Annotated in this window: 14 protein-coding genes; all 14 read right to left on the reverse strand. The window is 64.5% G+C overall.

Annotated features, from left to right (window positions below; translation table 11 throughout):
• Positions 1-208: 208 nt before the first annotated feature.
• Complete coding sequence (locus tag NKJ04_RS25155; RefSeq protein WP_352677787.1) at positions 209-958, reverse strand: ABC transporter permease; 750 nt, start codon at positions 956-958, stop codon at positions 209-211.
• Positions 955-1,893, reverse strand: a complete 939-nt coding sequence (locus tag NKJ04_RS25160) for an ABC transporter ATP-binding protein (RefSeq protein WP_352677789.1) — start codon at positions 1,891-1,893, stop codon at positions 955-957. The genes NKJ04_RS25155 and NKJ04_RS25160 overlap by 4 nt, the downstream gene beginning before the upstream one ends.
• Positions 1,890-3,053 (reverse strand): ABC transporter permease, encoded by a 1,164-nt coding sequence (locus NKJ04_RS25165; protein ID WP_023810234.1) that lies wholly within the window; start codon positions 3,051-3,053, stop codon positions 1,890-1,892. Before NKJ04_RS25165 ends, NKJ04_RS25160 begins: the two co-directional genes overlap by 4 nt.
• A 302-nt stretch (positions 3,054-3,355) precedes the next feature.
• Complete coding sequence (osmF, locus tag NKJ04_RS25170) at positions 3,356-4,267, reverse strand: glycine betaine ABC transporter substrate-binding protein OsmF (RefSeq protein ID WP_128305719.1); 912 nt, start codon at positions 4,265-4,267, stop codon at positions 3,356-3,358.
• A gap of 174 nt (positions 4,268-4,441) precedes the next feature.
• Entirely contained in the window at positions 4,442-5,659 is a 1,218-nt protein-coding gene (locus NKJ04_RS25175; RefSeq protein ID WP_352677792.1) for an MFS transporter, read from the reverse strand.
• Positions 5,656-6,156 carry a transcription antitermination factor NusB gene (gene nusB / locus NKJ04_RS25180; RefSeq protein ID WP_023810231.1) on the reverse strand — a complete coding sequence of 167 codons (501 nt, stop codon included), beginning with the start codon at positions 6,154-6,156 and terminating at the stop codon, positions 5,656-5,658. The genes NKJ04_RS25175 and nusB overlap by 4 nt, the downstream gene beginning before the upstream one ends.
• Positions 6,153-6,647: a 6,7-dimethyl-8-ribityllumazine synthase gene (gene ribH, locus NKJ04_RS25185; RefSeq protein ID WP_013532245.1), complete on the reverse strand. Its 495-nt coding sequence runs from the start codon at positions 6,645-6,647 to the stop codon at positions 6,153-6,155. Before ribH ends, nusB begins: the two co-directional genes overlap by 4 nt.
• 107 nt (positions 6,648-6,754) lie before the next feature.
• Positions 6,755-6,958 (reverse strand): type II toxin -antitoxin system TacA 1-like antitoxin, encoded by a 204-nt coding sequence (locus NKJ04_RS25190; RefSeq protein ID WP_023810230.1) that lies wholly within the window; start codon positions 6,956-6,958, stop codon positions 6,755-6,757.
• On the reverse strand, positions 6,958-7,575 hold the full coding sequence (locus NKJ04_RS25195) for a riboflavin synthase (RefSeq protein ID WP_292680555.1): 618 nt from the start codon (positions 7,573-7,575) through the stop codon (positions 6,958-6,960). Before NKJ04_RS25195 ends, NKJ04_RS25190 begins: the two co-directional genes overlap by 1 nt.
• Positions 7,575-8,690: a bifunctional diaminohydroxyphosphoribosylaminopyrimidine deaminase/5-amino-6-(5-phosphoribosylamino)uracil reductase RibD gene (gene ribD, locus NKJ04_RS25200; protein WP_352677795.1), complete on the reverse strand. Its 1,116-nt coding sequence runs from the start codon at positions 8,688-8,690 to the stop codon at positions 7,575-7,577. Before ribD ends, NKJ04_RS25195 begins: the two co-directional genes overlap by 1 nt.
• 2 nt (positions 8,691-8,692) lie before the next feature.
• Positions 8,693-9,172, reverse strand: a complete 480-nt coding sequence (nrdR, locus tag NKJ04_RS25205) for a transcriptional regulator NrdR (RefSeq protein ID WP_352677796.1) — start codon at positions 9,170-9,172, stop codon at positions 8,693-8,695.
• Between the two features lie 141 nt (positions 9,173-9,313).
• A complete protein-coding gene (locus tag NKJ04_RS25210; protein ID WP_352677798.1) occupies positions 9,314-9,958 on the reverse strand; it encodes a hypothetical protein in 645 nt (214 codons plus the stop codon).
• 76 nt (positions 9,959-10,034) lie between these two features.
• Positions 10,035-11,348 carry a serine hydroxymethyltransferase gene (glyA, locus tag NKJ04_RS25215; RefSeq protein ID WP_013532252.1) on the reverse strand — a complete coding sequence of 438 codons (1,314 nt, stop codon included), beginning with the start codon at positions 11,346-11,348 and terminating at the stop codon, positions 10,035-10,037.
• Positions 11,349-11,475: 127 nt separating this feature from the next.
• Positions 11,476-13,122, reverse strand: coding sequence for a Na+/H+ antiporter (locus NKJ04_RS25220; protein WP_352677800.1), 1,647 nt, complete (start codon positions 13,120-13,122; stop codon positions 11,476-11,478).
• Positions 13,123-13,128: the final 6 nt, after the last annotated feature.

Consider the following 13,128-nt stretch of genomic DNA (forward strand, 5'->3'; position numbering starts at 1 on the left):
GAACCCCTCCCTGGGCCGTTGAGACAAAGACCGGATTCCGTGCACGGAATCCGCCTCTTCGCAGCGGTGTATGCGAAACAGGGCTGCGAACGTCAAGATATTGTTCGGTTTTTGCCCGGCTTTCGCCTAAATGGTTGGGGCCAAGCGGCGGCTGCCGTTAGCACTCTCCTATTAGATCGATTGAAATTGGCCTTGACGCAAGACGCGGCTACTCGGTCTCCCGGCCCATGCGGCGCGCCGTGTAGCGCTCGATCGCCGATAGACCGTCATAGATCAGCACGGCAAGGGCTGCCACGATCAGGCCGCCCTGCAGGACGAAGGCGAGATTGTTGGACAACAGCCCGGCGATGATCACTTCGCCCAGCGTTTTGGCTGCCACGGTCGAACCGATGGTCGCGGTGGCAAGACTGATCACCACCGACAGCCTGATGCCGCCGAGAATGATCGGGGCGCTGAGCGGCAGCTCGACCTTGGTGAGCCTTTGCCAACCGGTCATGCCGGCGCCGCGCGCCGCTTCGACGACATTGGCCGGCAGCGTCGTCAGGCCGGTCAGCGCATTTTCGAAGATCGGCAGCAGGCCGTAGAGAAACAGGGCGATCAGCGTCGGCTTCTCGCCGAAGCCGACGGCCGGCACCGCAAGCGCCAGCACCGCCACCGGCGGAAATGTCTGGCCGATGTTGACCAGGCTGCGCGATAGCGGCAGGAATTCGGCGCCGGCCGGCCTGGTGACCAGGATGGCAAGCGCCACCGCAACGACGGTTGCTGCCACGGTGGCGATCAGAACCGTGCGCAAATGCAGCAATGTCAGGGTCAGCAGGCTGCCCTGGTTGTAGATCACCGGCGCATTGTTTTCGGTCAGCGGCTTCAGCAGCGGCTCGAACCAGCCGGGATTGGTGACGAAGGCAACGAGCAGCACCACCAGGGCTAGCCTGAGCAGCGATGGAAGCCGGGCCTTCATGCCGGCCTCGCCGCGCGCTTCACCAGCCCGTCGACGGTGACGCGGCCAAGCGGCTTGCCGTCGGCGCCTGTGACCGGCAGCGCCGGCCGACCCGACCATAGCAGTTCGGCCAGCGCGTCGCGCTGGCTGGCGTCGCCGGGGATCGCCTCGCCTTCGGCGGAGCCCTTCTCCACGGCATCGCGAACCCGGCCGAGCGACAGCAACCGGAACGGCCGCTCGCTGGCGCCGACCAGGGTCTCGACAAAGGCGCTTGCCGGCTTAGCCAGGATCTCGGCCGGCTTGGCGTATTGCACCAGCTTGCCGGCATCCATGACCGCGATCTTGTCGCCCATATGCACGGCCTCTTCCATGTCGTGGGTGACGAGGATGATGGTGGTGCCGAAGCGCTTCTGGATCGCCAGCAGATCTTCCTGCGCCTTGGTGCGGATGATGGGGTCGAGGGCGCCGAACGGTTCGTCCATCAACAGCACGTTGGGCTCGGCGGCGAGTGCGCGGGCAACACCGACGCGCTGCTGCTGGCCGCCGGACAGTTCGTGCGGGTAGCGAGGCCCGAAGGCTTCGGGGTCAAGCTGATAGAGCGTCATCAGCTCGTCGACCCGGGCCTTGATACGGTCCTTGTCCCAGCCAAGCAGCACCGGCACGGTGGCAATGTTCTGTGCCACCGTGCGATGCGGAAACAGGCCGTGGCCCTGGATGGCGTAGCCGATGCTGCGGCGCAACTCGTAGCCGGGCAGCGAACGATTGTCGGCGCCGTCGAGCTTGATGATGCCCGAGGTCGGCTCGACCAGCCGGTTGATCATGCGCAGCAGCGTCGTCTTGCCGGAACCGGACGTGCCGACAATGACGGCGATGGTGCGCGGCTCGATGACCATCGACACGTCATCGACCACGGTCGTCGCGTCATAGCGCTTAGTGATGCCTTCGATCTCGATCATGCCGTTTCAACCCTGCGCTTGGTGGCGGTCATTTCGATCACCGCATCGAGGATGATGGCGGCGGCAAAGGCGAGCGCGACCGTCGGCACGGCGCCGAGCAGCACAAGGTCCATTGCCGTCTGACCCACACCCTGGAAGACGAACACGCCGAAACCGCCGCCGCCGATCAGCGCGGCAATGGTGGCGAGGCCGATGTTCTGCACCAAAACGATACGGATGCCGGTGAGGATGACAGGAAAAGCCAGCGGAAACTCGATGCCGAACAGGCGCTGCCTGTCGGTCATGCCCATGCCGCGCGCCGCGTCGTTGGCCGCGCGCGGCACGCCGGCGAGACCGACCACCGTGTTGGCCACCACCGGTAGCAGCGAGTAAAGGAACAACGCGACGAAGGCGGGAGCGGTGCCGATGCCGCGAATACCGAGCGCGGCAGCCCCCGGCACATGCGCGGCAACCCAGCCGAGCGGCGCGATCAGCAGGCCGAACAGCGCGATCGAGGGAATGGTCTGGATGATGTTGAGCACGTTGAGAACCCCGGCCCGCAGATTTTCGACGCGATGGCACAGGATGCCGAGCGGCAGGCCGACGATCACCGCGGCGGCCAGCGAACCGAGCGCCAGCGTCACATGCTTGGAGCCCTCCGCCCAGAAACTGTCGGCGCGGTTGAAATATTCCTTCAGGATCGACAGATTGTCCCAGCTTCCCGAAATCAACAGCAGCCCGATCGCCAAAGCCGCGACCACAAGCACGCCAACCCGCGCCAATGGCGACAGGTTCAGCCTTGTCAGCACGTCGGCGAGCAAAAGCGTGAAGGCAAAGATCAGAATCCAGAAACCGGAGGCTGGCGAAACTCTGGCGAAGGTGTTGCCCGCCGGCGTGAGAAATGTTCCGGCGACACCGATCAGCAGCGCGAGCGCGGCAAGCGCCATCACGCTGGCGGCAAGGCGCAGCACAAGTGGTGTCTTGAACAGCGCGATGAGTGCTGCGGCGACAATGATGGCGAGCAGCAGCGTCCCGGTCGTTGCCGGCAGCGCCTCGAGAATCGAGCGCGCCTGGCCGGGGACGATGCGGTTGGCACGGAACGTGGCAAAGGGCGCGGCAAAAGCCGCGTAGGCTGATATCGCGGCGATGACCACGCCGAGCTTGTCGAAGCGGGGAGTCATGGTTGCCCCTCATGAGGGGCGATTTGCCACATCGCGCAGCTTTCTTTGGGGATTGGCGAAAACCGACGCGATATCCGATCTCCCCCCTTGCGGGGGAGATGGCCGGCAGGCCAGAGGGGGGTGTGAAGGATCGCCAACTTTCGGGTGTCGGCTTGTTCAGAAGCAACCCTGTCGAGGCACGCACCTTTGACGGGTTGGGAGGTCGGCGGGACAGCACCCCCCTCTGTCCTGCCGGACATCTCCCCCGCAAGGGGGGAGATCAGCAGCTTCCAGAGGGGGGTGCCTTGCACCGGTGTCACTGACTACTTCAAAAACCCGTTCTTCTTCAAAAAGTCCTCGGCGACGCCCTTGACCGGCTCGCCGCCGACCTGCACGCGACCGTTCAGCTCCTGCAGCGTGACGAGGTCGAGCTTGGCGAAGACCGGCTTCAGCAGCGTCTCGATCTCGGGATGTTCCTTCAGCACCGCTTCGCGGATGATCGGCGCCGGCTGGTAGACCGGCTGCACGCCCTTGTCGTCGTCGAGCACGACGAGGCCGGACGGTGCGATGCCGCCATCGGTGCCGTAGACCATGGCCGCGTTGGCGCCGTTGGTCTGGTTGGCGGCCGCTGCGATGGTTGCCGCCGTGTCGCCGCCCGAAAGGGTGATCAGTTGGTCCGGCTTCAGCGTGAAGCCATAGGTGGTCTGGAAAGCCGGAAGCGCAGCCGCCGAATTGACGAACTCGGCGGAAGCCGCCAGCACCACCTGACCGCCGCCCGCGACATATTTGCCGAAGTCGGTGAGCGTGGCAAGTTTGTTGGTCTCGGCGACTTCCTTGCGCAGCGCGATCGCCCAGGTGTTGTTTGCGGGCGACGGCGACAGCCAGACGATCTTGTTGGCGTCATAGTCGAGCTTCTTGGCCGTTTCATAGGCCTTGGCGGCGTCTTTCCAGACCGGGTCGTCGGCCTTTTCGAAGAAGAAAGCGGCGTTGCCGGTATATTCGGGATAGATGTCGATCTCGCCGGCGGTGATCGCCTTGCGCACCACCGGCGTGCCACCGAGCTGGATACGGTCCGATGTCTTGATGTTGTTGGCGTTGAGCACGAGCTGGATGATGTTGCCGAGCACGCCCCCCTCTGTGTCGATCTTGGAAGAGACAACCACCTGGGCATTGGCGGTAGCCACCGTGATGCCGAGCGCCAATGCCGCGCCGGCCAGAAACTTGACTGAAAACATTGTGAAACCCCTTGCTATGAACCGAAACGCGGTGACCGCATATGAGCATGGCTTCAACGGCCAGTCGGGGCACACGGTTTCATAACAATAGGTACAGACGCAATATTTTGTTACGGAGCGGTAAATTCGACCGACATCGTGCTGACAGCGCCGTCAGGTGAAACGGCGGATGGATCAGGCTTCGGCTTTGCGCAAGCTCGTCAGCTTGAGCGCGCCGAGCGCCACGAAGCACAGGACGGTGACCGGAAAGACTATCCAGTTCAGCATCTCCCAGCCCCAGGCATTGTAGACCATGCCCGACATCAGCGAGGCGCAGGCGACGGAGCCGAACAGGACGAAGTCGTGGAAGCCTTGCACCTTGCCCTTTTCCGACGGCCGGTAGGTGGCGGCCACCATCGCGGTCGCGCCAATGAAGCCGAAGTTCCAGCCAAGGCCTAGCAGGATCAGCGACGTCCAGAACTGCCACAGCGCCAGGCCCGACAGAGCGACAATGGCGCAGCCGATGAGCAGGATCAGGCCGGTGGCCACAATGCGTTCGGCGCCAAAGCGATGGATCAGCGAGCCGGTGAAGAAGCTTGGCGCGAACATCGCCATGACGTGCCAGGAGATGCCGAGCGTCGCGTCGTTCTCCGACAGGCCGCAACCGACCATGGCCAGCGGTGCGCCCGTCATGACGAAGCTCATCAGCGCATAGCTGCCAACCGCGCAGAAAAGCGCGGCGACGAAACGCGGCTGCGTGACGATTTCAGCCAGCGGCCTGGCGTCGCTGTCGGCGATCTCCACCTTGCCGGATGCTTTCGTCGGCAGCCGCAGGAACGACAGGATGATGGCGCCGACCGCTGCCAGCGGCAGGATGGAGACGAACGAACCGGCAAACATGACCGGCGCAAGCAATTCGCGGGTGAAGATGACGATCTGCGGTCCGAGGATGGCGGTGACGATGCCGCCGGCCAGCACGAAGGAGATGGCGCGCGCCTTGAATTCAGGCGGTGCGTTGTCGGCGGCGGCGAAGCGGAACTGCTGGACGAAGGCGCCGCCGACACCGATCGTGAGCAAGCCAAAGGCAAACAGCCAGAAGCTGCCTTGAAAAAGCGCTAGCGTGGCGATCAGGCCACCGAGCGCCGTGACGATCGTGCCGGTCATGAAACCGCCGCGCTGGCCCATACTACGGATGATGGCCGCTGCAGGCAGCGCGCCGAGCGCCACGCCGATGTTGAAGCCGGTGACCGGCGCTGTCGCCAATGATTTGTCGGGACCGAGCAGATATTGCCCGGCCAGCGCGCCCACGGAGATGGCGATGGGGGCCGCCGAGCCGATGATCGCCTGCGAGGCGGCCAGGATCAGCGCCGTGCGTCGCGCCTCCTGACTGGCATCGAGGGCGATGGCCGTCATGATGCGTCCTTGCCGCGCCCCTCGCCACGCACCCGGCGAGACACACGGTCGAGCACGGCATTAACCAGCTTCGGCTCATCTTCCTCGTAGAAGGCCTTGGCGATGTCGACATATTCGGAGACGATGACGGCGACGGGGACATCCTCGCGCTTCATCAGCTCGTAGACGCCGGCGCGCAGGATGGCGCGCAGCGTCGAATCGAGCCGCGACAATGGCCAGTCCTCGGTCAGCGCCTGGCGGATGATCGGATCGATGGTCTTCTGGTTCTCGACGACACCCGCCAGAATAGCGCGGAACCATTGCGCATCGGCCTCGCGGTAGAGCGCGCCGTCGACTTCCTTGCCGAGACGAAAGGCCTCGTATTCGGCGGTGATCTCGAAGACGCCACTGCCGGCGACATCCATCTGATAGAGCGCCTGCACGGCGGCCAGACGGGCAGCGCCGCGTTTGTTGGCGTGGCGCACCGAGGGCTGGCCGGGCGAAGCGGGTTCGCTCACGATCGCGCTCCCAGTTGTTCCTTGAGGGCAATCATGGTCAGCGCCGCACGCGCGGCAAAGCCGCCCTTGTCGCCTTCCGAGCGCTTGGCGCGAGTCCAGGCCTGGGCGTCATTCTCGGTGGTGAGGATGCCATTGCCTATGCAGACAGAGTCCTGCACGCTCAAATCCATGAGCGCGCGGCTGGATTCATTGGCGACAATGTCGAAATGATAGGTGTCTCCGCGGACGACGGTGCCGAGCGCGACAAAGCCATCATAATGTGTGCCGCCTTCCGTCGCGCCGTCCAGTGCAAAGGTGATCACCGCGGGGATTTCGAGCGAACCTGGGACGGTGACGACATCATAAGTCGCGCCCGCTTCATCGAGCGCGCTTGTCGCGCCATCGAGCAGCGCGTCGGCAAGGTCGTCGTGAAAGCGCGCTTCGACAATAAGCAGATGCGCCTTCGCCTTCGGACGAATGAAGGCTTTGCCGTGTTGGGATGTACCAGCCATAAAAGTCTCCGGGGAGTTGCCGGTGACTTAGGCCGAAGCCGGGTTCATCGCAAGCGGAAGATTGTCCACGTTGCCGAAGGTCCGCAGAACTTATTGGTTTCCAGTGCTCATACGCCTGTATTGTGACGGTAGCCACGCACGGTATCGCGCAGACGATCGTTCACCGATCGAGGATTGATCAAGGCTTCAACGAAGACTCTGCTGTCGTTGACGGACAGATCGAGTTGCGAGTGCTCTTCGGTGTTCACATCGGCCTGCACCTCACGCATCAACTTGTCTTCCTGCGTGGAATTCACCCTGTCCTTGGTCATCAAAGCCCCTCTTTCGTCGCCTCCACCAGCCGCGCCGCATAGCGGGCCATGGTGTCGATCTCGAGGTTGACGCGGTCGCCGACCTTGCGCTCGCCCCAGGTGGTCACGGTCAGCGAATGGTGGATCAAAAGCACGTCGAAGCGCGTGCCTTCGACCTTGTTGACGGTGAGCGAGGTGCCGTCGAGCGCGACGGAGCCCTTGGGCGCGATGAACTTCGCCAGGTCGCGCGGCGCCTCCAGCGTGAAGCGCACGGCGTCGCCCTCATCCTTGCGCTCGACGATTTCGGCCATGCCGTCGACATGGCCCGAAACGATGTGGCCGCCGAGTTCGTCGCCGATCTTCAGCGCCCGCTCCAGATTGACCTTGGTGCCGGATTTCCAGCCCGAGGCCGTCGTCAGCCTCAGCGCCTCTTCCCAAGCCTCGACCTCGAACCAGCGCGCGTTCGAGCCGCTGTCGGGCAAGGCAGTGACTGTCAGGCAAACACCGCCGCAGGAGATCGAGGCGCCGATGGCGATGGTCTGCGGGTCATAGGCGGTGTCGATGCGCAACCCCACCCCTTCCCTGAGCGGCTTGACGGAAGCGACAGTGCCGATATCGGTGACAATCCCGGTAAACATCAGATATCCCTTATCCACTCGGCGTAGCTGTCTTCGCCGAAACGCATGTCGCGCAGTTTGCGAAATCCTGCCGGGATATGGTCGGCGTCGATCGGCGATGCAATGCCGTCATCGCCGATCGCTTCCGGCCCCTGGAACAGCACGATGCGGTCGACCAGCCCATCGGCGAGGAAAGCGCTCGCCACCTTGGCGCCGCCCTCGACCAGCACGCTAGCCATGCCGAGCGAGGCCAGATCCTCGAGCAGTTCCGGCAGCGCGACGCCGCCCTCATGAGTTTCGGTGCCGATGAAGCGCACGCCGGCGCGTTCGAGTGCTGCGCGCCGCAGGGGATCGGCCTCCAGGCAAGCGGCGACATAGAGCGGCACCCGGTCGACGCCCGAAACCAGCTTCGAGGCCTCCGGCAACCTGATCTGGCGGTCGAGCACGATGCGTGCCGGCGAACGGTTCTCCAGCCCCGGCAAACGCACCGTCAGGGCCGGGTCATCCTCGAGGGCCGTGCCGACACCAACCAATATGCCATCGGCCTCGGCCCGCATAAGATACACTTCGCGGCGCGCGATATCGCCGGTGATCGACACTTGTCCCTCGCCTTCCCGGCCGATCTTGCCGTCGCTGGAAAGCGCAAGCTTGAGAATCACTTCGGGGCGTTTTCTCAACGATCGGATCAAATAGCCGGCCATCTGCTCGGAAGCTTGCGCCGCCAAGACCTTCTCGACCACCTCGACACCGGCGGCACGCAGGATCGCGTAGCCCTTGCCGGAAACCCTCGAATCGGGATCGCTGGCGGCGCCGACGACGCGCGCGACACCGGCATTGACCAGCGCATTGGCGCAAGGCGGCGTGCGGCCATGATGGGCGCAAGGTTCGAGAGTGACGTAAGCGGTGGCGCCGCGCGCCAGCGCGCCGGCCTCGGCCAGGGCCTCGGTCTCGGCATGCGGGCGGCCGCCGACGGCGGTGACGCCGGTGCCGACGATCATCGGGCCATTGCCGTCATCGCGCACGATCAGCGTGCCGACGGACGGGTTGGTCGCGGTGCGCCCGGCATTCTTTCGCGACAGTCTGAGTGCCGCCGCCATGAAGCGGCGATCAAGGGCGGCCTGTTCGCTTGCAGTCATGCTCAGCTGGCTTCCTCTTCACCCTTGATTTCGTCCCCCTTCAACTCTCCCAGCAATTCGTGGAAATCCTTGGCCTCGCGAAAATTGCGGTAGACCGAGGCGAAACGGACATAGGCGACATCGTCGAGCGATTTCAGCGCTTCCATGACCAGCCGGCCGACTTCTCCCGAAGCAACCTCTGTCTCGCCGGAACTTTCGAGCTGGCGCACGATGCCGGTCACCGCGCGGTCGATGCGCTCGGGATCGACATTGCGCTTGCGCACGGCGATCTCCATCGAACGCAGCAGCTTGTCGCGGTCGAACGGCACTTTGCGGCCCGATTTCTTGACCACGACGAGGTCGCGCAACTGCACGCGCTCGAAGGTGGTGAAGCGGCCGCCGCAATCTGGGCAGACGCGCCGCCTGCGGATCGCCGCCCCATCCTCGGCGGGGCGTGAATCCTTCACCTGCGTATCTTCTGACTGGCAATAGGGACAGCGCATGGAGGAGCCTTTGGTTGGCGAATCTGGTGAAGCGAAAGGCTTAGAGGTTTTTGCAACGATGGCAAAGTATCGCCAACAGCCCCTCGCCCTTCAGAGATAGCGAGACGCAAGCAGGATTGCCAGCCTCGCCAGGCAGCGTCGTCAGGGGGCGACGTCAGCGGTCGGGAATCCGCACGATGCGCCGAGGCTGCGATAGGCCTTGGTGAAGCCGTCCATGGATATGCTTCCAACCGGCGCATCGCCAAAGGAGACGTCAAGCACCGATGCACGGCGCATGGCACGCAAGAGCGCCAGGCTGGTCTTGGCCTGGTTGTCCACGGTCCAGTTGAGCCGGCCGTTCACCGCGCCGTCGGAATGGAGCTTGGCAGTGACGCGGCCCTTGTCGTCGCCAAAGGTGGCGGCGACGGACTTGCCGGCCGGCAGATCCTTGTTGTCGACGGCGATCGTTACGGACGGGTAGGCATCCGGCGGCAGGGCATCGCCGTTCGTGATGATGAGCGTCAGGGTACCGGGCACGCCACCGGCACCGATAAAGGCGGTCGAGGCCGCGCAGGTCTTGCGGAGATCCTCACCGGTGTCGACCTCGTCGACCAGGGTCGACCACCTACCGAAAGTTTCGAGCTTGGGTGCCGCCTGGGCGGGCGAAGCGGGTGCGGCCTGAGGTGCGGGTTGCGTCGGCTGAGCGGGTGCGGTTTGCGCTAGGGCGATGCCCGAGAACGGCAGGGCAATCAAAGCGGTCAGGACGCCAACGGCGCAAAGGTCGGCGAAACGAAATGGTCGCATCATCAAGGCTCCTGCCGGTCGCCCCGGCCTGCTGAAACGACGCTTGTCGCTGCAGCAGGCGGTAAGACTTCCTATCGCGTCAGCCGAGATAGGGATAGAGCGGGAAACGATCGGTCAGCGCTACCACCTTGGCCTTGACCGCTGCTTCGACAGCGGCATTGCCCTCGTCGGAATTGGCGACCTTGAGACCATCCAGCACTTCGGCGATCAGCTTGCCGATCTCGCGGAATTCGGCCTGGCCGAAGCCGCGCGTGGTGCCGGCCGGGGTGCCGAGACGCACGCCAGATGTGACGAAAGGCTTTTCCGGGTCGAACGGAATGCCGTTCTTGTTGCAGGTGATGTTGGCGCGGCCGAGCGCCGCCTCGGCGCGCTTGCCGGTGGCGTTCTTCGGGCGCAGATCGACCAGCATCAGATGGTTGTCGGTGCCGCCGGAGACGATGTCGAGACCGGTCTCCTTGAGGCTTGAGGCGAGCGCCTTGGCGTTGGCGGCGACGCTCTCGGCATAGACCTTGAAGCTCGGCTTCAGCGCTTCGCCGAAGGCCACCGCCTTGGCCGCGATGACATGCATCAGCGGGCCGCCCTGCAGGCCGGGGAACACCGCCGAATTCATCTTCTTGGCGATGTCCTCGTCATTGCACAGGATCATGCCGCCGCGCGGGCCGCGCAGCGATTTGTGCGTCGTGGTGGTCACGACATGGGCATGCGGCAGCGGCGACGGATGCACGCCGCCGGCGACCAGCCCAGCGATGTGGGCCATGTCGACCATCAGATAGGCGCCGACCGCATCGGCGATCTCGCGAAAACGCTTCCAGTCCCAAACGCGCGAATAGGCGGTGCCGCCGGCCAGGATCAGCTTCGGCTTGGTCTCATGCGCTGTCTTCTCGATGGCATCCATGTCGAGCAGATGGTCGTCCTGGCGCACGCCATAGGAGACGACCTTGAACCATTTGCCGCTCATGTTGACCGGCGAACCGTGAGTCAGATGGCCGCCGGAATTGAGGTCCAGGCCCATGAACGTGTCGCCCGGCTGCAAGAGCGCCAGGAACACCGCCTGGTTCATCTGGCTGCCCGAATTCGGCTGGACGTTGGCGAAGTTGCAGCCGAACAGCTTCTTGGCGCGCTCGATGGCCAGTTCCTCGGCCACGTCGACGAACTGGCAGCCGCCGTAGTAGCGTTTGCCCGGATAGCCCTCGGCGTATTTGTTGGTCATGATCGAGCCCTGCGCTTCAAGCACGGCGCGGGACACAATGTTTTCCGAGGCGATCAGCTCGATCTCGTGGCGCTGACGACCGAGTTCGTTGCGGATGGCGCCGAAAATCTCCGGATCGGCATCGGCCAGCGTGGTTTCGAAGAAGGATTCGAATTTGTTCGACACTGCCGCTGCTGTTGCCATGGCCTGAAATCCTCGGGGTTCGGGGGCTGCGAAGGTTCGCCGCGCCATTAACACAGTTGTTTTCGCCCCGCCACGTTTGCGGCGCGAAATTTGCTGGCCGGATTGCGCCAGCGAAGCCCGCGGGTCGCTATTTCCTTGCCTTGCGGCCTTTCAGCAAGGCCTCGGTGAGCGTGATCTCGGTAAACAGCGCCTGCGACGTATGGTCGTTGATCTCGCCGCTCCGAAACATGTCACGCACGGCTGCGCGCTCGGCCTCGATGCCGGCGAGCCGCAGTTCCAGCTCCAGCCTTCCAGCTTCGCGCGCCTCGGCGCGGGCTTCATCGGCTTCGTCGGAGGCGGCAATGCGGCGCCGGTAGCCGGCGACAATGCTGTCGGCGGCGGCAAGCCTGGCGTCAGGCACCTCGCCTCCCTCATCATCAGTTGCTCCGGCGATACTCTCGATGCGAGCGATCGCGGCCTTGGCGGCGCCGACACGCGCCAGGCGCTCTTCGGCGGCACCGGCATCCTCACCGGGCTCGACCAACCCCCTGGCGATCGTCGGCAAAGCGAGACTGGCGAAGACCAGCGAGCAGATGATGACGCCGGCGGCGAGAAAAATGACCAGGTCGCGTGCCGGGAACGGCGAGCCGTCCGGCATGGCCAGCGGCAGCGACAATATGCCGGCCAGCGTGATCGCGCCGCGCACACCGGCCACCGAACCGGCGAGCCGCACGCGCAACCCGAAAGGCTCCACCTTGCGCTTGCCCAGACGCGCGGCGATGCCGGCGGCGATATCGCCAACCCATATCCACAGGAAGCGCAGCGCGATCAGGCACAGCGTCAGCGCGATGACGGTCGCGATCGGCTGGAGGATCGGATGCATGCTCATGAGTTCCGGCGGCACATGGCGGATGATGTCGGGAAGCTGCAGCCCGAGCACGATGAAGAGAGCGCCGTTGAAAACAAAGGAAAGCGTCGTCCATAACGACATCGTCTGCATGCGCGCCGAGACGCCGAGGAAGCGGAACACGCCGGAGCCGCCGGTGAGCAGGCCGGCGGTGACCGCCGCCAGGATGCCTGACGCGCCGACGTGCTCGGCGCCGAGATAGGCGATGAAGGGCAGCAGGATCATCACCAGCACCTGCGCCTCGGCCGGCACGCCGCCGATGCGGTTGAGCAATTGCAGCAGCTTGGCGGCGACGAACAGCGCCGCCACGCCGATCATGATGCCGGCGGCGACAGCATAGAGGAAACTGAGCGAAGCGGCGGCGAAGGAAAAGCTGCCGGTCAGCACTGCTGCGACAGCGAAGCGGAACATGACGAGGCCGGAAGCATCGTTGAGCAGCGACTCGCCTTCCAGAATGTGCATCAGCCGCGCCGGAACGACATTCTTGTCGACGATCGAGGACACGGCCACCGCATCGGTCGGCGACAGCACCGCGGCGAGCGCGAAGGCGACCACCAGCGGGATGCTCGGCACCAGCCAGTGCAAGGCGTAGCCGAAGCCGACGATGGTGAAGAACACGAGCCCGATGGCAAGATCCAGGATCGGTCCGCGCAGCGCCATCAGTTCACGCTTCGGTGCGCCATAGGCATCGCCGAACAGCAGCGGCGGAATGAATACCAGGAGGAACAATTCCGGGTCGATCTCGACATGGATGCCGCGCACCGGCCAGGCGAGTGCGGCACCGATCGCAATCTGCAGCACCGGCAGCGGCACCCGCACCAGGCGCACCAGCGCGCCGGAAAGCGCCACGAAGACGAGTACAACCAGAATGAAGACGGCGACTTCCATGGTCCG

The organism is Mesorhizobium sp. M0618 (assembly GCF_040320765.1).
Lineage (GTDB): Bacteria > Pseudomonadota > Alphaproteobacteria > Rhizobiales > Rhizobiaceae > Mesorhizobium.

Coding starts and splice junctions, on each gene's coding strand:
- NKJ04_RS25155 (WP_352677787.1), bottom strand. CDS start 958: ATGAAGGCCCGGCTTCCATCGCTGCTCAGGCTAGCCCTGGTGGTGCTG.
- NKJ04_RS25160 (WP_352677789.1), bottom strand. CDS start 1,893: ATGATCGAGATCGAAGGCATCACTAAGCGCTATGACGCGACGACCGTG.
- NKJ04_RS25165 (WP_023810234.1), bottom strand. CDS start 3,053: ATGACTCCCCGCTTCGACAAGCTCGGCGTGGTCATCGCCGCGATATCA.
- osmF (WP_128305719.1), bottom strand. CDS start 4,267: ATGTTTTCAGTCAAGTTTCTGGCCGGCGCGGCATTGGCGCTCGGCATC.
- NKJ04_RS25175 (WP_352677792.1), bottom strand. CDS start 5,659: ATGACGGCCATCGCCCTCGATGCCAGTCAGGAGGCGCGACGCACGGCG.
- ribH (WP_013532245.1), bottom strand. CDS start 6,647: ATGGCTGGTACATCCCAACACGGCAAAGCCTTCATTCGTCCGAAGGCG.
- NKJ04_RS25190 (WP_023810230.1), bottom strand. CDS start 6,958: ATGACCAAGGACAGGGTGAATTCCACGCAGGAAGACAAGTTGATGCGT.
- NKJ04_RS25195 (WP_292680555.1), bottom strand. CDS start 7,575: ATGTTTACCGGGATTGTCACCGATATCGGCACTGTCGCTTCCGTCAAG.
- ribD (WP_352677795.1), bottom strand. CDS start 8,690: ATGACTGCAAGCGAACAGGCCGCCCTTGATCGCCGCTTCATGGCGGCG.
- nrdR (WP_352677796.1), bottom strand. CDS start 9,172: ATGCGCTGTCCCTATTGCCAGTCAGAAGATACGCAGGTGAAGGATTCA.
- NKJ04_RS25210 (WP_352677798.1), bottom strand. CDS start 9,958: ATGATGCGACCATTTCGTTTCGCCGACCTTTGCGCCGTTGGCGTCCTG.
- glyA (WP_013532252.1), bottom strand. CDS start 11,348: ATGGCAACAGCAGCGGCAGTGTCGAACAAATTCGAATCCTTCTTCGAA.
- NKJ04_RS25220 (WP_352677800.1), bottom strand. CDS start 13,122: ATGGAAGTCGCCGTCTTCATTCTGGTTGTACTCGTCTTCGTGGCGCTT.